The following is a 19,068-nucleotide window of genomic DNA, read 5'->3' as shown; positions in this document are numbered from 1 at the left end:
GTTCTATTTTAGCAGATTGGTTATAACCAAAGCAATAGTCGCAAGCGAAGAGGACAGACCCAATATCCCTTGGAGTGACATAGGCTCACGTTCAGGACGTTCAGGTACGATAATTTCACAACCAGGCTCGATCCGTGCCCAACGGCCGGACGCTACCTGACCGTTCATATAGACCACATAGGGATTCCGTTTCTGCGCCAGCCTGGAATATCCTCCAGCCTGTTTGATATAGTAGTCTAGCTTCTTGTTTTTCTTGAAAGTTACGGTGTTTGGATAAAGTACTCCGCCTGAAATCCGTACTGTAGATTCAAACTCAGGTATCCTCAGTATATCCCCATCACGCAACACAATATCGTCCGGTCCGCCGGGATTCTTCAATGCTTTTTCAAGATCAATCCCAACTGGGCGACTACTTAAATCCACCTGCGCCAGTTGCTCTTGAAGCGATGCTGTATCCTCTTTCTTTGTTATATCTGCTTCCAGTTTAAGTTTTAATGCTTCTCTGGCCTGTTGTTGTTCTGTTTCTGTCAGTCTACGGGTAAGTCGCGCTCCCTTAATATATGCATAGGGTGTGAGTCCTCCTGCCCGTTCTACTAAAGAAGATAACCGCTCATCTTTTTGAAGTTTGGCATACTGTCCACCGAAAAGCACCTCGCCTGTGATGGTCACATTCTGCTGTTCCTCATAACCCGGTGAGCGGCGAACCACAATCTGATCGAAAGGCTCAAGCAGGAAATCGGAGTCGGCAATGCTCAAACCCTCATTCAACGAAAAGCTGTATGCCAGACTGCTCTTTTCAGATACCGTTGTACTTTGTGGATCCTTGATTCTCCGGTAAACATCGATACGTGCCGTGGAGGAGCCCTCCTTGAACCCACCTGCCCGCAGAATCACATCCTGCAGTTTCATGCTCTCTGCATAGGGATAGCTGCCTGGGGATTTCACCTCACCGCCGATATAGACTGAGGCATCGGTATCTAAATGAAGAACCGAGGGGACAACCAGTCTGTCGTTATTGACAAGCTCAATATCGGGAATGCTCCCTTCGAGGATTGCAGCCAGATCTACTGCTATCAGCGAGTAGGTGAGGTCCGGGTTTAAGCGGTAGAGAAGCGCCCGCTGAAGGAATGCATCACCTGTAGTGCCCTGGGCAATGGACACAAGGTCGCGCACCGTCTTCAACCGGTCGCTGATGGCATACTCTCCCGGCCGAAATACCGCACCTTCAATTTCTACTACATTGGTAAATAGGGAAAGGATCGGTTCAACCCGTACCTGATCGCCATTTTTCAGGTGGAAGTAGGGATACTGCGTAAAATTCACCGTAAAGGCCACATTGGCATTGTCATCCTTGCGGTGGAGAGTCAGGTTCTCGGTATAGGCTTTGCTTGAGAAGTTACCGGCATATCTGATCAGGTCGTCCAGTGTTTCATGCTCCAGCATTTCGTACCACATGGGGCGCTTCACCTCGCCCGTAATTTGCGCAAGGATTCCATAGGGATCTACCTTTACGATATCGCCGTCGCGCAGGGAGATGTCGGCACTGTTGTCCCCCTTCATCAGGTAGTCGTAAACGTCGATGGTGGCAACAGTTTTGCCATCCCTGAACACCCGGATATTTCTTAAGCTTCCAATCCTGTTGATCCCGCCGGCGGCGTAAAGTGCATGAAATGCCGATGCAAATGAGGAGAGGGTATAGGTGCCCGGTCTTGCCACCTCGCCCATCACGTTGACCTTGATGGTACGCACGTTTCCTACCGATATCGCCAGAAAGGTTCCCGGTTGGGGGGTATCGAGGTCGGAATAGATGGAGGCAAACTCCTTCCGGATGCGCGACTCAGCCTGCTCCACGGTCAGCCCGCTTAACTGCAACCGTCCGAGTCCCGGCACGGTAATATGTCCGTCGGGAACGATCTTGTAGCGTAGGTTCAGTTCTGAGTTGCCCCAGATATCGATCAATATCTCGTCACCCGGTCCCAATACATAATTTCGCGGTGTCGGCATGTTCATATTGGGTGCGAAGGTGAGGTTTCCCCGTGCAAAGAGATCCTGTCCGTAGATTCGTTCATACTGAGGTAGCCGTTCGCCCCGTGCCAAGTTCTCGTCGATACTGCTTGTCTCCTCTGCGTCGGGAACTTCCCTCTCTGTTGCCTCCTCGGGATCGTAGTTCGATTCTACCGGGGAGCTTTTGCCACTCTCTAGCTGGTTCTGGTACTGTTGCTGCAACTGTTGGATCTGTTGCGGCGTATAGCCCCGCTTCTGCAGCTCCTGTATCGCTCTCTCTTGCGTCATGCCGGAGCCTTGTACTCCTTCTGCTCCCTGTGTTCCCTGCTGGGTATTGGTCTGTGCAGCCAGGTAACTGTTGCTTAGAAGAAACAATAGGCCGATCAGGATAAGTCTGAGTGATTGATGGATCATATAGCTTACTATTTGTAATGTGTTTGCTGTTAAATGTTTAAAAGTTATATTCGTAGATGTGGCGGTAAGGTTCGGGCACACTTCGTGACTGCCAGTCCCATTTGTAGGGAGGCAGTTCCTTGGCTTTAAGCTTACAAAATTACAACAAAAAACCTGCACATTCCGTGATTTGTACAAGAAATGCACAAAAAACGGCGTCAGGTCTCCAGCATCGAGATGCTGACTTCTACAGTTGCGCAACCCAGTTGACTGATGCGGACAACCACCGAAGATTTGCCGTCGATGGTAACCAGTTCTCCTTCCAGTCCGGCCAGCGGTCCCCTCACTACCTTCACCTTCTTGCCCGGTTGTAACGTTTCCGGGTTGAACGATACCGGCTGGTTGGAATAATTGAGTATAAACCGGAACCGGTTCATCTGTTCTTCGGGGATTTCAGTAGGGGCATGGTCGCCCCGCAACACCAGGTAGCGGAGCACGGAGGGGTGGGTGAGGACGGTACGTTGTTCAACGCTATCCACGTGCACGAAGATCATCATGGGGATCAGTACCCGCTCCACCCGCTTCTTGCGGTCGCTCCACTGACGAACCTCGTTCTGTACCGGGAGGAAGTTCTCGATCCCCAATGCGGTCAACTTATCCCGTACCCGCTTCTCGTGGTGCATCTTCACGTAGGCCGCCAACCATCGCTTACCTCTCATACCTCGCTACTCTCCGTACATTTTTCGGTAATAGTGTTGATAATCTCCGCTGGTCACCTCGTCGAGCCACTCCTGATTGTCGAGGTACCACCGCACTGTCTTCTCGATCCCCTCCTCGAACTGGAGCGACGGCTCCCAGCCAAGCTCATTCTTCAGCTTGGTGGAGTCGATGGCGTATCGCAGGTCGTGCCCTGCCCGGTCGGTAACGTAGGTGATCAGCTTCTCCGATTCGCCCTCCTTGCGCCCCAACAGCCGGTCCACCGTCCGGATCAGCACCTTGATCAGGTCGATATTTTTCCACTCGTTGAATCCGCCGATATTGTAGGTGTCGCCCCTCTTTCCCTTATGGAAGATCAGGTCGATGGCGCGGGCATGGTCCTCCACGTAGAGCCAGTCGCGCACGTTCTCGCCCTTTCCGTAGACCGGGAGCGGCTTGTTGTGGCGGATATTGTTGATGAACAGTGGAATCAGCTTCTCGGGAAACTGATAGGGCCCGTAGTTGTTGGAACAGTTGGAGATAACGATGGGCAATCCGTAGGTGTCGTGATAGGCCCGCACGAAATGGTCGGAAGCCGCCTTGGATGCGGAGTAGGGCGAGTGCGGGTCGTACCGGGTCTCCTCGGTGAAGAGGATGTCGCCGAATGGGAGAGATCCGTACACCTCGTCGGTGGAGATATGGTAGAAGAGGTGCTCCTCGCCCGGTTTCCACGTGCGGCGGGCAGCCTCCAGCAGGTTGAGCGTCCCCATCACGTTTGTCCGGGCAAACGAGAAGGGATCGGTGATGGATCGGTCCACATGGCTCTCTGCCGCCAGGTGGATGACGCTGTCGATCGCATACGTCTCGAATACCCGCTGCATCGCTTCGAAATCGCAGATATCTTCCCTGACAAACAGGTAGTTGGGACTCTTCTCGATATCCCGCAGGTTGGCCAGGTTGCCGGCATAGGTGAGCTTGTCGAGATTCACGATCCGGTAGTGGGGATAGCGGTTCACCATCAGCCTCACTACGTGAGACCCGATAAATCCGGCGCCGCCGGTGATCAGGATATTTTTCTTGATTTGACTCTCCATCAGTATAGGTTTAATTCGTTAAGTAGCGCATTATTCTTGTCCTTTTCCGACAGTACCACATCCGTTTCGGGCAGTTGCCAGTCGATCCCCAAGGCGGGGTCGTTCCAGAGGATGCCCCCTTCGGCCTCCCGAACGTAGTAGTTGTCGCACTTGTACTGAAAGATGACCTCGTCGCTCAACACCGCGAATCCGTGGGCGAATCCCCTCGGGATAAAGAGCTGCCGCCTGTTTTCATCCGACAGTTCAGTGGCGACGTGCCGGCCAAATGTGGGTGACCCCTTACGGATATCGAGGGCAATGTCGAGCACCCTTCCCTTCACCACACGTACCAGTTTTGCCTGGGCATGGGGTGGCCATTGGAAATGGAGACCGCGGAGGACGCCGTAGACGGAACGCGATTCGTTGTCCTGTACAAATTGGGTTTTGCAGACCTTCTCTTCAAACTCCCGTTGCGAGAACGATTCGAAAAAATAGCCCCGCTCATCGCTAAATACCTCCGGCTCGAGAATAACAACACCCTCGATAGATGTAGAGGTGACTTTTACCATGTTGTATCGATAAGTCTTAAAAGGTATTGCCCATACTCATTTTTCTTCATCGGTTCGGCCAGTATCCGTAGCCTCTCGTCGTCGATCCAGCCGTTGCGCAGGGCGATCTCCTCGAGACAGGCGATCTTCAGTCCCTGCCGCTTCTCCAGCACCTCGATAAAGGTGGAGGCTTCGGACAACGAGCCGAAAGTGCCGGTGTCGAGCCAGGCAAAGCCGCGCCCGAAAAGCTGTACTTTCAGTTGCCGCTCCTCCAGGAAATGCTGGTTTACTGTGGTGATCTCCAATTCGCCCCGGGCAGAGGGACGGATACTCTTGGCCACCTCCACCACCTTGTTGGGGTAGAAGTAGAGCCCCACGATGGCGTAGTTTGATTTGGGCTGTTGTGGTTTCTCTTCGATGCTCAGTACGTTGCCTTCCCGGTCGAACTCCGCCACGCCATACCGTTGCGGGTCGTTCACCCAGTAGCCGAAGACGGTGGCGCTGTTGTTCTCTTCCGCATCCTTGACTGCCTGTCTCAGCAGACCCGGGAAGCCCTGGCCGTAGAAGATGTTGTCGCCCAGCACCAGACAGGCACAATCGTTGCCGATAAACTCCTCGCCGATGATAAAGGCCTGGGCCAGTCCGTCGGGACTGGGCTGCTCGGCATAGGAGAAGCTCACTCCATAGTCCGACCCGTCTCCCAACAACCGCTTGAACCCGGGCAGGTCGTGCGGTGTGGAGATGATGAGGATCTCCCTGATCCCCGCGAGCATCAGTGCGGAGATGGGATAGTAGACCATCGGCTTGTCGTAGACCGGGATAAGCTGTTTGGAGATCCCTTTGGTAATCGGGTAGAGCCGCGTGCCGGATCCTCCTGCAAGGACGATTCCTTTCATACAGTATTTTCTTTAAATTCTTTTTGTTATTACAACAGTTGTTCTATTTTTATTTCAGCAGTTAAAACAGGTCGCAACAGATTGTCAGTCGAAGATTTAACTGCTATCATGATGCATTAGCATTATGAGCAAATACAACAATTACAAAAATAACAAAATAAAACGACAATTGTTGTAATTTTTTCAAATTAGACCGTTACAACTTTTCTGTTTGAACGGTTATTCAACAATTATTTTTATCTTTGCTCCTAAAACCGGAAAAAATGTTGAAGACTACAATTATGAGACAGATTGGTTTGTTTCTCATTTTTTTAATAGCTCCGCTATCCATACCCAAAACCGCTGCCCAGGAAATCGACAGCCTTAAGATTTTTGAAAATATAACAGATATAGAGAAACTGATTCGGCAAAGACAGGTGCAGGAAGCACCGCCTCCACAGGTGGTGCCGGGTACCGTAACACCATTGCCGCAGTTACAGGATACCTCCAAATACAATCCGGCGATCAGGGTTACCGTGCCGCTGGACTACCTCTACACCCGGAAGGAGAACGGGACGCTTCAGTTGCCCGACAACCTCTTCTTCACCACATCGCTTGAGGGGTTGACCTTCCTCGACACCATCTTTTACAACCCGCTCTTCCTGCCGATGATCTTCACGGGGAAGATGTTGCCTTCCGATCTTAACTTTTATCCGAAGAAGGAGCGAAATATCTACAGGGGGTTGCTGATTTCGCCCGACAAGACCTTTGCACCCAAGCTGATGCACTCTGCATTTGTCGACTCTGTCCGCAGGGATTTCTACAAGAGCTATCCCGACCGGGTGAAGCTTTCGGTGTTCGACCTCGAGGGGCTTCCCTCCTCCAGCAAGGATACCGAGGTGCTGGAGACGTTCAACCCCTTTAAAGAGTTGATCTCTACGGAGACGAGCTACTCGCTGAACGCTCCGCAGGTGGAGAAGACGGAGATCAGGCGAAGGTACTGGGTCTACAACGGCGACCACTCGTTCCAGCTCTCCCAGAGCTACTTCTCGCCGAACTGGCACAAGGGGGGGACAAGCAACTTCACCTTTGTCAACACCCATGTGTTGAGGATGAACTACCGGAAAGAGAAGGTGCGCTTCAACAACACTTTCGAGTGGAGGCTCTCCGTCTTTACCGCCCCCGACGACACCATCCGCAAGTACCGGATCGGTGACGACCTGATCCGCTATTACGGGGACTTCGGACTCGACGCCTTTGCCAAGAAGTGGTCATACTCGACCAACCTCGATGTGAGGTCGCAGCTCTTCAACAACTATCCCACCAACTCGAACGAGATACGGTCGGCCTTCCTGGCACCGCTCTATGTGAACGGCGGTGTCGGGTTGAAGTACAACCTCGACAAGCGGTTCGAAAAGGTGAGGCACCGCAGGGTGCGGCTGGACCTGCACCTGGCGCCCTTAAGCTTTAACTTCAGGTACATCGGCAACGAGAAGGTGAGCGTGACCCGTTACGGGATCGAGGAGGGAAAGAAACACACCATGGACCTGGGTTCCACGGTTACGGCCAACCTGATCTACGACTTCAACCGGTACATCACCTGGAACTCGCGGCTGAAGTACTTCACCAGCTACGAGAAGGTGGAGGCGGAGTTCGAGAATACGTTGAACATGGCGCTGACCAATGCTTTCTCCACCCGGTTCTTCCTGAACCTGCGGTTCGACGACAGCGTCCCGCCCGATCCGAAGTTCAAGTACCTGCAGATCACGCAGCTGCTCAGCTTCGGGCTGAACTACAAGTGGTAGGCGGGTTGCGGGTTCAGAAAGAGAACCCGTTGAGGAAGTCGCCGGTCTTCATCCGCTTTTTTCCAGACAGCTGGAGATCCAGAATCTCGATAAAGCCATCCTGCGCGGCGACCCGCAGGGTGGTTTTATTGTCTGTGACCACCTGACCCGGTGTTAATCCGTGTGCCTCCCTGATCGCTCTTGTCTCAAATATCCTGAAGTTCAGCTTCTCTCCCCGTACCTCGAACTCGGTCCATGCGGCGGGGTAGGGTGCCAGTCCCCGGACAAGGTTGCGGATCTCCTCCACCGGGCTCTCCCAGTTGATCCGGCAGCTCTCCCGGTGGATCTTGGGTGCCGGCTTCAGTTCAGTGATGGTTGCCTCCAGCTCACTCTGCGGCAGCGACCTGACCGTCCCGTCGATCACTGCATCTACGGTCTTCAGCACCAGCTTGGCTCCCAACGTCATCAGGCTGTCGTGCAGGGTGCCGGCATCCATATCCTCCCCGATGGGCACCCTCTCCTGGAATATGATCTCTCCGGTGTCGATCTCATGACTGAGGAAGAAGGTGGTTACACCGGTCTCCTTCTCGCCGTTGATCAGGGCCCAGTTGATGGGGGCGGCGCCCCGGTATTGCGGCAGCAGCGAGGCGTGCAGGTTGAAGGTTCCGCGGGGCGGCATGTTCCAGACAACCTCGGGCAGCATCCGGAAGGCAACCACCACCTGGAGGTCGGCCTTCAACTGCCTCAGTTCGTTCAGGAACCCCTCATCCTTCAGCTTTTCAGGCTGGAGGATAGGCACTCCTGCCGACAGGGCATACGATTTCACCGCCGACGGCTGCAGCTTGTAGCCCCGACCGGCCGGCTTGTCGGGTGCAGTGATGACCCCGACCACGTTATAGCCGTTTTCGACCAGTGCCTGAAGCGACTCCACGGCAAAGGCGGGTGTCCCCATAAATACGATGCGTAACTCTTCTCTCTTCATTTCGGTATCTTTTTGCCTCTTTTCACTGCAAAAATAACGGAAAAAGATCGAATTCGCCTATTTTTGCAGGATGTTTACCTCCTGCAACGATGTAAGAGAACGTATGGATGCGGCTGGACAAGCCGGAACGCCCTTCCTGTTCGGCTTCGATTTTGAGCTGAGCGAGGGCTTCTTTCTGGAGAATCCCTTGCAGCAGTCGGAAATTCTTTTCGACATGGCGGGGATCGGGAACGGGGGAACTGCTTGGACGACTGGCTCCACTTTCTCGTTCGAGGCCTTCCCGGAGGAGTATGATCTGTATGCCGGGCGCTTCTCGCAGGTGATGGAGGGGTTGCGCTATGGCAACTCGTTCTTGACCAACCTGACGATCCGGACACCGGTCGCCACCGGATTGTCGCTCCGGGAGATCTTTCACCGCAGCCGGGCGGCGTACCGGCTCTATCTGCCCGGCAGGTTTGTCTGCTTCTCGCCCGAGCGGTTTGTGCGGATCGAGAAGGGGAGAATCTCCTCCAACCCGATGAAGGGGACGATAGATGCGGCAGCGATGCATGCGGAGGAGACGATCCTGAACGATTACAAGGAGAAGGCGGAGCACGCTACCATCGTTGACCTGATCCGCAACGATATCAGCCGGGTTGCTGCCGGGGTGCGGGTGAACCGCTTCAGGTATCTCGACCGGGTGGAGACCAACCATGGGGCCATCCTGCAGGTGAGCTCCGAGATCGAAGGCGAGTTGCCGGGGAACTATGCCGGCAAGATAGGGTCGCTCCTTGTCGAACTGCTGCCGGCGGGTTCGGTCTCCGGTGCGCCCAAGAAGGCGACGGTCGACCTGATCCGGCGGGCTGAAGAGCAGCCGCGTGGCTTCTATACCGGCGTGGCGGGCTATTTCGACGGTGAGGATCTCGACTCCTGCGTGCTGATAAGGTTTATCGAGGCGACGGAGGATGGACTCTTCTTCCGGAGCGGGGGCGGCATTACGGTGAACAGCGATTGCAGGAAGGAGTATGCAGAGGCGCTCCGGAAAATTTACCTCCCCTTTAACTGAGATGAGGATGTTTCTCGAATCGATATGCATATTGGATGGCCGGGCAGTGAACCTGGAGGCTCATCGGGAGCGGATGGGGCTGACTGGCAACCGTTTCGGTTTTACTGCTCCGCAGCTGCCCGACCTGGAGCAGTTGTTGCCGGAATCGCTCCGCAAGGGGAAGGTGAAGTGCCGGATAGAGTATGACGGGAAGATCCGCTCCATCGGTTTTGATCCCTACCGGCCGAAGCCGGTCTGTGTGTTGCGGCTGGTGGAGGCGGAGGGACTGGACTACTCGTTCAAATATTCCGACAGGTCACGGCTGGATGCGCTGAACGATGCGGAGCCCGGCCATGAGGTGCTGATCGTGCAGGGGGGAGAGATCACCGATACCACATACAGCAACGTGGTCTTACGGAAAGCGGGGGAGCTTTTTACTCCTTCCGCCTCTCTGCTGAACGGCACCAAGCGGCAGAAGCTGTTGCGGGAGTCGATTGTAAGAGAGATGAAGATTACAGTGGATAACCTGGGCCGGTTCGATCATCTTTACCTGATCAATGCCATGCTCGATATTGAAGATGGAGTAGGGGTTCCGGTGAAGGAGATCCTTCCCGGCTATCTCTAAACTGTTTGAATGTTTGAGATGGGTTTATCTCCTTGTCTCAGTAGATTCCTGAAAACGCGGGCGTAGCTTTGTTCAAAGCTGTATAGTCCTGTTGGCCAGAAGAGATAAATCAGTACATTGGCATCATTTTATGGCCATAATTCGTAACGTTTAAAACATTATTTTTCTGCAGAATGGTCTCTATTTGAGGATCTAGATGACTAAAACGGATATCATTGAGATTGCTCGCAAGTTTATCCAATATTGCACCTAAGACGGCACTCATATTGGCAGCAAAAAAATTGAGCAATTCAAGTTCAATCACTGAAAACCACTCATTCCTGTTTTTTCAAAAAATGTAATAAGGTTTTGATAACCCCGAAAGTCGTTCTCTATGTTGTCCAGCCTAGGCATCTTTTTTGCCTTAAACCCTTAATTACAAGGCAAAGATACTTATTTTATTTACTTTGGCCAACTTGGTCGGAAGAAAGGTGCGAAGAAATGGTATAACTGCAAGGATAAAAAACCGTCAGGCCGTTTGTGACGACCCGACGGATAATCATGCAATATTCAATCAGTTGTTTTCGGGGCGCAACTTCCTCACCACGGCGCCGGTCTGCCACATCTCGCTTTCGCGGAGGGCCGTCAGTTCAGCCTCCAGCTTCTCGCGGTAGTCGGGCTGCGAGTTGCTGTCGATGGAGCGTTGGGCTTCGTTGCCGTTGGCCACCTCCTTGTAGAGCTTCTCGAACACCGGCTTGGTGGCGTCGTGGAACGGACCCATCCAGTCGAGCGCACCACGTTGTGCCGTGGTGGAGCAGTTGGCGTACATCCAGTCCATCCCCTTCTCGGCAAAGAGCGGCATTAGCGACTGGGTCAACTCTTCCACCGTCTCGTTGAACGCTTCCGACGGGGTGTGCCCATTCTCGCGCAGCACCTCGTACTGGGCCAGCAGGAGTCCCTGGATGGCACCCATCAATGTTCCCCGCTCGCCGGTCAAGTCGGAGTAGACCTCCCGCTTGAAATCGGTCTCGAACAGGTAGCCCGAGCCGACACCGATACCGAGGGCGACCACCCGGTCGTACGCCTTGCCGGTGGCATCCTGGAAGATGGCATAGGAGGAGTTGAGTCCCCTTCCCTCGAGGAACATCTTCCGCAGGCTGGTTCCCGATCCCTTGGGGGCGACCAGGATCACGTCGACATCGGCCGGGGGGATGATGCCGGTACGCTCCTTGTAGGTGATGCCGAAGCCGTGGGAGAAGTAGAGTGCCTTGCCTGGGGTGAGGTGTCTCTTCACCGTGGGCCATAGTGCGATCTGGGCGGCATCCGAGAGGAGGTACTGGATGATGGTACCGCGCTGGCACGCCTCTTCGATCTCGAACAGGGTCTCGCCGGGAACCCAGCCGTCGGCTACCGCCTTGTCCCACGATTTGCTCTCCTTCCGCTGGCCGACAATCACGTTGAAGCCGTTGTCGCGCAGGTTGAGCGACTGTCCAGGTCCCTGCACGCCGTATCCGATGACGGCGATGGTTTCGTTCTTCAATGTCTCCAGAGCCTTGCTCAATGGAAATTCGTCGCGGGTGACTACATTCTCTTCTACCCCGCCAAAATTCATTTTTGCCATACTGTTTATCTTGTTAAGTTAGTTGTTTGTTAATGCTTGTTTCCGTTTCTCCTCCCGCTCTGCCAGCATGTCGCTGAGACGTTCCACCCGCGACTTGGTGATGGCGATGCGGCCGGAGCGGATGAACTGGAGTACGCCGATCTTCTCGGCCAGCTCGTCGAACAGCCCCTGCGTCTCGGCATAGTGGCCTGCCTTGAGGAAGACCACGCAGTCGTTGGTCACCTCCAGCACCCGGATGTTGTACTTGCGGATCAGGTATTCGATCGACCCGTGCTCCAGTACCTTGTCGGTGGACAGCTTGTAGAGGGCCAGCTCCTGGTGGATCAGCTCGTCGTCGACATTGAAGTAGGCCTTCAACACGTCGATCCGCTTGTCGATCTGCCGGACCAACTTCTTCATCACCTCGTCCGACTCGGCAAAGACGGTGATGGTGAACTTGTGTATCCCTGCCAGTGCCGAGGGGGAGACCGAGAGGGTCTCGATATTGAGCTGCCGGCGGGTGAAGATGGTGGTGATCTGGTTGAGCACACCTACCGTATTTTCCGAAAAGATGGTGACGGTATATAACGTTTTTCCTTCCATAGTGCGTTCAGTTTAAATTTTGTTTCCGTTTCCAATCAGTATGTCGGTAACGCTGCCGCCGGCGGGTACCATCGGATATACCATCCCCTTGGTCTCCACCACCGCTTCGAGCAGGTAGGGTCCACGGTGCTCCAGCATCTCCCTGATGGCGCCGTCAAGCTCACTGCGGTCGGTCACCTTCCTGCCCCGGATACCGTAGGCTTCGGCTACCTTTACAAAGTCGGGATTCTTCAGGTGGGTCTCGGAGTAGCGCTCGTCGAAGAAGAGCTCCTGCCACTGCCGCACCATCCCCAGGTAGTTGTTGTTCAGGAGGATGATCTTCACGTCGACCTGGTACTCCAGGATGGTGCCCAGCTCCTGGATCGACATCTGGAAGCCGCCGTCGCCCACGAAGATGCAGACGGTACGGTCGGGCGCCCCATACTTCGCTCCGATCCCTGCAGGGAGGCCGAAACCCATGGTGCCCAGTCCCCCCGAAGTGACCATGCTGCGGGGGAGGGTCGACTTGAAGTAGCGGGTGGCCATCATCTGGTGCTGACCCACGTCGGTGACGCAGATCGCCTTGTGGCCTGTAGCTTCCGACACTTTGTTGATCACCTCGCCCATCTTCAGCTCACCGCCGTTCTCGGGATAGAGCTCTGCCTTGATGACACAGTCGAACTCTCTCTTCCTGTATTGGTTGAATGTCTCGAGCCAGGCCGAATGGTCGCGCTTCCCGATCAGCTCCGTGACGAGCGGGAGGGTAGCCTTGGCATCGCCCAGCACCTTGACGGTGGTCTTCACGTTCTTGTCCATCTCCGCCAGGTCGATGTCGAAGTGGATGATCTTGGCCTGCCGGGCGTAGGTTTTGAGGTTGCCGGTGACACGGTCGTCGAACCGCATGCCGATGGCGATCAGCACGTCGCAGGCGTTGGTGTTCATGTTGGGGGCGATGTTGCCGTGCATCCCCAGCATGCCGGTATTGAGCGGATGGTCGGTGGGGATGGCGGAGAGCCCGAGGATGGTGGACCCGAAGGGAATTCCCCCCTTCTCGAGGAAGGCGAGCAGCTCCTGTTCCGCATTGCCGAGAATCACACCCTGTCCTACCAGCGCGAAGGGGCGTTCTGCCTGGTTGATCAGCTCCGCCGCTGCCCTGATGTTCTCCATCTCCGGTTCGGGGAAGGGGAGGTAGCTCCTCAGGAAGGTGGTCTTGCTGTAGCTGTAGTCGAACTTGTTGATCTGCGCATCTTTGGTGATGTCGAGGACAACCGGTCCGGGACGGCCGCTCCGGGCGATGTAGAAGGCACGGGAGACCGCCCAGGGGATCTCTTCGGCACGTCTCACCTGGTAGGCCCACTTGGTGATGGGTTGGGTGATGCCGATCACGTCGGCCTCCTGGAAGGCGTCGGTGCCCAGCAGGCCGGAGACCACCTGGCCGGAGATCACCACCAGCGGGGTGCTGTCCATCATGGCGTCGGTGATTCCGGTGATGGCGTTGGTGGCGCCGGGACCGGAGGTGACCAGTGCCACGCCGGTCTTCCGCGAGACGCGGGCGTAACCCTGTGCGGCATGGACCGCCCCCTGTTCGTGACGGACCAGGATATGGCGGATGTCGTTCTTATAATCGTAGAGGGCGTCGAAGACGGGCATGATGGCACCGCCGGGATATCCGAACATGGTATCCACGCCTTCGGCAAGCAGGGAGCGGATCAGCGCCTCGCTCCCCGAAATGTTCTCCTTTGTCTGATTACTCATAATGTATGGTCGTTATGAATTGATAATTCTTACACCGCCCTTGTCGGCCGAACTGACGAAGTGGGCGTACAACTTCAGTGCGTTGGAAATCTCCCGTTCCCGCACCGGTTTGAAGGCATCCTTTCCTTTGGTCTCTTCCTCTCTCCGCCGCTCTGCCAGCTCTCCGTCGGTGAGCCGTACCTGGATGGAGCGGTTGGGAATATCGATCTCGATGATGTCGCCGTCCCTCACCAGCGCTATCTCGCCGCCGGCAGCCGCCTCGGGCGAGATGTGTCCGATGGAGAGGCCGGAGGTGCCTCCGGAGAAACGGCCGTCGGTGATCAGGGCACACTCCTTGCCCAGGTGCCGGGCCTTGATATAGGAGGTGGGGTAGAGCATCTCCTGCATGCCCGGTCCCCCTTTCGGTCCCTCGTAGACGATGACCACCACGTCGCCGGCAACCACCTCGCCGTTAAGGATGCCGGCGCAGGCGTCATCCTGCGAGTGGTAGACCCTGGCCCTGCCCGAGAAGCTCCAGATCTTCTCGTCCACTCCGGCGGTCTTCACCACACAGCCGTTCCGGGCGATGTTCCCCTTCAGGATGGCCAGTCCGCCGTCGCGGGTATAGGCGTTGTCGATGCTGCGGATACAGCCGCCGGTCCGGTCGCTGTCGAGCGTTTTGTACCGGGCATCCTGCGATCCCATCACCAGGTTGAACCGGTTGCCGGGAGCCGAGCTGTAGATCGCCACAGCTTCCGGATCGGGCGAGGAGACGGTAATGTCGTAACGGGCGATCGTTTCGCCGAGCGTCAACCCGTCGGCACGGTGTACCGAGGTGTCGATCAGTCCCCCCTTGGCTAGCTCGTTCAAGATGCCCAGGATGCCGCCGGCCCGGTTCACATCCTGGATATGGTATTTCTTGGTATTGGGCGCCACCTTGCAGACACAGGGAACTCTGCGAGAGAGTGCATCGATGTCGTCCATCGTGAAATCGACCTCCGCTTCATGGGCAATGGCCAGCAAATGGAGGATGGTGTTGGTGGATCCGCCCATGGCGATGTCGAGCGACATGGCATTGAGGAAGGCTGCCCGGGTGGCTATGCTTCTCGGCAGCACGCTCTCGTCGCCCTCGAAGTAGTAGCGGTGGGCGTTCTCCACAATCTGTTTCGCCGCCTTGCGGAAGAGGTTGATCCGGTTGGCATGGGTGGCGACGATGGTTCCGTTGCCGGGCAGGGCCAGTCCGATCGCTTCGTTGAGGCAGTTCATCGAGTTGGCGGTGAACATGCCGGAGCAGGAGCCGCAGGTGGGGCAGGCCAGCTTTTCGAGCTGCGAGATGCGCTGGTCGGAGACATTGTCGTCGGCCGATTCGATCATCGCGTCGATCAGGTCGATCGACTCGTCGCCGATCTTCCCTGCCTCCATCGGTCCCCCCGAAACGAAGATGGCGGGGATGTTCAGCCGCATGGCGGCCATCAGCATGCCCGGGGTGATCTTGTCGCAGTTGCTGATGCAGACCATCGCATCCACCTTGTGGGCATTGATCATGTACTCGATGGAGTCGGCAATCATGTCGCGCGACGGCAGCGAGTAGAGCATCCCGTCGTGCCCCATGGCGATGCCGTCGTCCACGGCGATGGTGTTGAACTCGGCGGCGAAGCAGCCCAGCTGCTCGATCTCCGCCTTTACCAGCTGGCCGATCTCGTGCAGGTGCGCATGCCCCGGCACAAACTGGGTGAAGGAGTTCACCACGGCGATGATCGGTTTGCCCATCTGCTCCTCCTTCATGCCGTTGGCCCGCCAGAGGGCACGTGCCCCGGCCATCAATCGCCCCTGAGTAGAGCTGTTGCTCCGAAGGGTTCTCTTCTCGTTTCGCTTCATGATTATTTTCTATAAATTATTTTTTTTTACTATCAATATACTCAGATACCCAGTCCCCCACTTCGCTGGTGGTGTAGGCTTTACCCCCCTCGGCAATCTCTTCGGTGACGATGCCGGCTTCAAGGCTGGCGTTGACCGCCTGGCGGATGGCGGCTCCCTCTTCATGCAGGTTGAACGCATATTCGAACATCAGTGCGGCGGAGAGGATCATGGCGACCGGGTTGGCGATATTCTTCCCTGCGGCCTGCGGGTAGGAGCCGTGGATCGGCTCGAAGAGCGAGGTGTGGATGCCGATCGAGGCGGAGGGGAGCATCCCCAGCGAGCCGGTGATGACCGATGCTTCATCGGTAAGGATATCGCCGAAGAGGTTCTCGGTGACCAGCACGTCGAAGCTCCTGGGCCACTGGATGATCCGCATGGCGGCGTTGTCCACGAAGAGGTAGTCGGTCTCGATGTCGGGATATTGCGGTGCCATCTCCTGGGCGATCTGGCGCCAGAGGCGGGAGGTGGCGATCACGTTGGCCTTGTCCACCACGGTCAGCTTCTTGCGACGCTGTCTGGCGAACCGGTAGGCCAGGTGCAGGATCCGTTCGATCTCCTCGCGGGTGTAGACGCAGGTGTCGTAGGCGGTGTTGCCATCTTCGCTCCGTCCCTGCGGCCGGCCGAAGTACATGCCGCCTGTCAGTTCCCGGATGCAGACGAAATCTGCCCCCTCCACCAGGTCGGCCCTGAGGGGGGACTTGTGGATCAGCGAGGGGAAGGTCATCACGGGACGGATATTGCCGTAGAGTCCCAGCTGCTTCCGCATCCGGAGCAGTCCCTGTTCGGGACGGATCGGGGCGTTGGGGTTGTTGTCGTACTTGGGGTGTCCGATGGCACCGAACAGCACCGCATCGGCCGCCATGCAGACTTGATGCGTTTCGGGAGGATAGGGGTCGCCCACGGCATCGATGGCACAGGCGCCGGTGATGGCTTCCGTAAAGGTTGCCTCATGGTTGAATCGTTTACAGACGGCGCGCGTCACCTTCAATGCCTGGTCCATGATCTCGGGACCGATGCCGTCGCCGGCCAATACAGCTATTTTCAAATTCATAGGTCAATTTTTTGTTACGGCAACTCCATGTGGCGGATTACCGGTATATTTCCTTTTTCTATCATGTTTAACATCTTTATTGTCGCCTTGATGGCGGCAGCGGTCTGGTCCATGTCGAGTCCCCTGGTCTTGAATATCTTGCCGTCGAACTTCCAGGTAATGATGGTCTGCACGTAGGCGTTGGTCTTGCCGCCGGGCGGGATCACCACCACGTAGTCGAGCAGTTCGGGGGTGGGTTTGTTGAGGCTCTTGTAGATCTTGTACATCGCCTTGGAGAAGGCGTGGTACTGGCCGTCGCCGGCGGCCGACTGCTGGTAGACCTCTCCCCGGATGGAGACCTTGACGGTGGCCGTGGGGCGCATGCCGTCGGTGAGGTTCAGCGAGTAGTTCAGTATCTGTATCTCCTGGTTGTCGACGCCATTCTTCAGGATATCGGAGACGATATAGGGAAGCTCGTCGGGGGTGACCAGCTCCTTCTTGTCGCCCAGCTCGATGATGCGGGCGGTCACCTTCTTGGCCGCCTCGTCGTCCACCTCGATACCGAGTGCCTCGAGGTTCTTCAGGATGTTGGCCTTGCCGGAGTTCTTGCCGAGGGCATACTCCCGTAAGCGGCCGAACCGTTCCGGTATCAGGTCGTTGTGGTAGAGGTTCTTTTTCTTGTCGCCGTCGGCATGGACGCCGGCCACCTGGGTGAAGACGTTGTCGCCGATAATCGGCTTGTTGGCGGGGATCCGTACGCCGGAGTAGCTCTCCACGATCTTGCTGACGCTGTAGAGCTTGCTCTCATCCACATTGGTGCTGAGCTTCAGCTGGTCGTGGATCAGGGCGACGATGCTGGTGACGGGTGCGTTCCCGGCCCGTTCTCCCAGTCCGTTGACAGTGACGTGAACCCCCTTCACTCCCGCCTTCACCGCCTCGAAGACGTTGGCCACCGCCAGGTCGTAGTCGTTATGCGCATGGAAGTCGAAATGGAGGTGGGGATACCGGCTGATCATCTGCTGGCAGAAGGTGCGGGTCTCCCAGGGGTTGAGGATGCCGAGCGTGTCGGGTAGCATGTACCGGGTGATCGGCTGGTGCTGCAGCTCGTCCATCATCTCGAAGACATAGGATTGTGAGTCGCGCATGCCATTGGACCAGTCCTCTAGGTAGATATTTACCTCCATGCCGCGCCTTTTCGCTTCGGCGATCACCGCCTTGATATCGGCAAGGTGCTCCTTGGCCGTCTTCCGGAGCTGGTGGGTGCAGTGGTTCTCCGAACCCTTGCAGAGGAGGTTGACCACCCGGCAGCCGGCCGTGGTGATCCAGTCGAGCGAGGCGTTGCCGTCGACAAAGCCCAGGATCTCGATCTTGTTGATATGTCCGTGGGCCGTGGCCCACTGCGCGATCTTCTGGACCGACTTGAACTCGCCTTCCGAGACCCGTGCCGAGGCGATCTCCACCCGGTCGACATTTAGCTCTTCGATGAGCAGGCGGACAATACTTACCTTCTCTTCCACCGCGAATGAGACGCCCGAGGTCTGCTCGCCGTCGCGCAGCGTGGTGTCCATTATCTCGATTTTCCTCTTTATCATGGGCTGATGATGTGATTCGGGTGATACATTAGTAGACAAACGGCCGGCTCTTTTCGTAGGCCTCGATCTTGTCGCGGTTGGAGAGGAGATAGTCGATATCGTCGAGTCCTTTCAGCAGACACTCCTTCTTGTAGGGATTGATCTCGAACGACTCCTGCTCGCCGGTCTCGTTGTTGCGGATGAACTGCGCTTCGAGGTCGACCGTGACGGTGGCCTTGGGGTTGCGCTGGACCGATGCGAAGAGGCTGCCGAGGAACTGCTCGCTCACCACCACCGGGAGGATTCCGTTGTTGAGGGCGTTGTTGCGGAAGATATCGGCAAAGAAGCTCGATACCACCACCTTGAAGCCGTAACCGGCAATGGCCCAGGCGGCATGCTCGCGGCTGGAGCCGCTGCCGAAGTTTTTCCCCGCCACCAGGACCGAACCGCCGTAGGTGGGGTTGTTGAGGACGAAGTCGGCTTTCGGCTCGCCCGATTTCTCATAGCGCCAGTCGGCAAACAGGTTGTCGCCGAACCCCTCGCGGGTGGTCGCCTTCAGGAAGCGGGCGGGGATGATCTGGTCGGTGTCCACGTTCTCTATCGGAAGGGGGACATATGTGGATGTAATTGTATTGAACTTTTCCATAT

General features: G+C 56.2%; 16 protein-coding genes. 3 read left to right on the top strand and 13 right to left on the bottom strand.

Translation table 11 applies throughout. The annotated features are described in order from the left end of the window. Positions 1-3 precede the first annotated feature (3 nt). The 5 genes from ING2E5A_RS13595 to rfbA all read right to left on the bottom strand — a co-directional run bounded on the left by ING2E5A_RS13595 (position 4) and on the right by rfbA (position 5,610). Positions 4-2,418 (bottom strand): SLBB domain-containing protein, encoded by a 2,415-nt coding sequence (locus ING2E5A_RS13595; RefSeq protein ID WP_071137873.1) that lies wholly within the window; start codon positions 2,416-2,418, stop codon positions 4-6. 197 nt (positions 2,419-2,615) lie between these two features. Beyond that, positions 2,616-3,116, bottom strand: a complete 501-nt coding sequence (locus ING2E5A_RS13590) for a UpxY family transcription antiterminator (RefSeq protein WP_071137872.1) — start codon at positions 3,114-3,116, stop codon at positions 2,616-2,618. A gap of 6 nt (positions 3,117-3,122) precedes the next feature. Beyond that, positions 3,123-4,187, bottom strand: a complete 1,065-nt coding sequence (gene rfbB / locus ING2E5A_RS13585) for a dTDP-glucose 4,6-dehydratase (RefSeq protein WP_071137871.1) — start codon at positions 4,185-4,187, stop codon at positions 3,123-3,125. Continuing rightward, entirely contained in the window at positions 4,187-4,735 is a 549-nt protein-coding gene (gene rfbC / locus ING2E5A_RS13580) for a dTDP-4-dehydrorhamnose 3,5-epimerase (protein WP_071137870.1), read from the bottom strand. The genes rfbB and rfbC overlap by 1 nt, the downstream gene beginning before the upstream one ends. Continuing rightward, complete coding sequence (gene rfbA / locus ING2E5A_RS13575; protein WP_071137869.1) at positions 4,729-5,610, bottom strand: glucose-1-phosphate thymidylyltransferase RfbA; 882 nt, start codon at positions 5,608-5,610, stop codon at positions 4,729-4,731. Before rfbA ends, rfbC begins: the two co-directional genes overlap by 7 nt. 281 nt (positions 5,611-5,891) lie before the next feature. On the opposite strand from rfbA, the gene ING2E5A_RS13570 reads away from it, so the two are divergent. After that, positions 5,892-7,394: a DUF3078 domain-containing protein gene (locus tag ING2E5A_RS13570; RefSeq protein ID WP_161942033.1), complete on the top strand. Its 1,503-nt coding sequence runs from the start codon at positions 5,892-5,894 to the stop codon at positions 7,392-7,394. Between the two features lie 13 nt (positions 7,395-7,407). Here the strand turns inward: ING2E5A_RS13570 and fmt are convergent, their stop codons facing one another. Further along, positions 7,408-8,355: a methionyl-tRNA formyltransferase gene (gene fmt / locus ING2E5A_RS13565; protein ID WP_071137867.1), complete on the bottom strand. Its 948-nt coding sequence runs from the start codon at positions 8,353-8,355 to the stop codon at positions 7,408-7,410. Between the two features lie 70 nt (positions 8,356-8,425). Between fmt and ING2E5A_RS13560 the strand changes: the two genes are divergently transcribed. Together ING2E5A_RS13560 and ING2E5A_RS13555 are read left to right on the top strand one after the other, a co-directional pair. Beyond that, positions 8,426-9,400, top strand: coding sequence for an aminodeoxychorismate synthase component I (locus tag ING2E5A_RS13560; RefSeq protein ID WP_071137866.1), 975 nt, complete (start codon positions 8,426-8,428; stop codon positions 9,398-9,400). Positions 9,401-9,407: 7 nt separating this feature from the next. Further along, positions 9,408-10,004 carry an aminotransferase class IV gene (locus tag ING2E5A_RS13555; RefSeq protein WP_161942031.1) on the top strand — a complete coding sequence of 199 codons (597 nt, stop codon included), beginning with the start codon at positions 9,408-9,410 and terminating at the stop codon, positions 10,002-10,004. A 553-nt stretch (positions 10,005-10,557) separates the two neighbouring features. On the opposite strand, the gene ilvC is transcribed toward ING2E5A_RS13555, so the two are convergent. The 7 genes from ilvC to leuD are packed head-to-tail and all read right to left on the bottom strand — an operon-like array spanning position 10,558 to position 19,066. Next, positions 10,558-11,604, bottom strand: a complete 1,047-nt coding sequence (ilvC, locus tag ING2E5A_RS13545) for a ketol-acid reductoisomerase (protein ID WP_071137863.1) — start codon at positions 11,602-11,604, stop codon at positions 10,558-10,560. Positions 11,605-11,622: 18 nt separating this feature from the next. Next, positions 11,623-12,186 carry an acetolactate synthase small subunit gene (ilvN, locus tag ING2E5A_RS13540; protein WP_071137862.1) on the bottom strand — a complete coding sequence of 188 codons (564 nt, stop codon included), beginning with the start codon at positions 12,184-12,186 and terminating at the stop codon, positions 11,623-11,625. A 12-nt stretch (positions 12,187-12,198) separates the two neighbouring features. Next, the gene (gene ilvB / locus ING2E5A_RS13535) at positions 12,199-13,920 is read right to left on the bottom strand and encodes a biosynthetic-type acetolactate synthase large subunit (protein WP_071137861.1); all 1,722 of its coding nucleotides are present in this window, start codon (positions 13,918-13,920) and stop codon (positions 12,199-12,201) included. A 12-nt stretch (positions 13,921-13,932) separates the two neighbouring features. Continuing rightward, positions 13,933-15,777, bottom strand: coding sequence for a dihydroxy-acid dehydratase (gene ilvD, locus ING2E5A_RS13530; RefSeq protein WP_083373357.1), 1,845 nt, complete (start codon positions 15,775-15,777; stop codon positions 13,933-13,935). Between the two features lie 16 nt (positions 15,778-15,793). Then, a complete protein-coding gene (leuB, locus tag ING2E5A_RS13525; protein ID WP_071137860.1) occupies positions 15,794-16,870 on the bottom strand; it encodes a 3-isopropylmalate dehydrogenase in 1,077 nt (358 codons plus the stop codon). Positions 16,871-16,884: 14 nt separating this feature from the next. Next, positions 16,885-18,441: an alpha-isopropylmalate synthase regulatory domain-containing protein gene (locus ING2E5A_RS13520; RefSeq protein WP_231960394.1), complete on the bottom strand. Its 1,557-nt coding sequence runs from the start codon at positions 18,439-18,441 to the stop codon at positions 16,885-16,887. Between the two features lie 28 nt (positions 18,442-18,469). Continuing rightward, positions 18,470-19,066, bottom strand: a complete 597-nt coding sequence (gene leuD, locus ING2E5A_RS13515; protein WP_071137859.1) for a 3-isopropylmalate dehydratase small subunit — start codon at positions 19,064-19,066, stop codon at positions 18,470-18,472. Between the last annotated feature and the right edge of the window lie 2 nt (positions 19,067-19,068).

The organism is Petrimonas mucosa, assembly GCF_900095795.1.
Taxonomy (GTDB): domain Bacteria; phylum Bacteroidota; class Bacteroidia; order Bacteroidales; family Dysgonomonadaceae; genus Petrimonas; species Petrimonas mucosa.
Note: the sequence above shows the minus strand (reverse complement) of the source record. Positions and strands in the feature narration are given on the sequence as shown.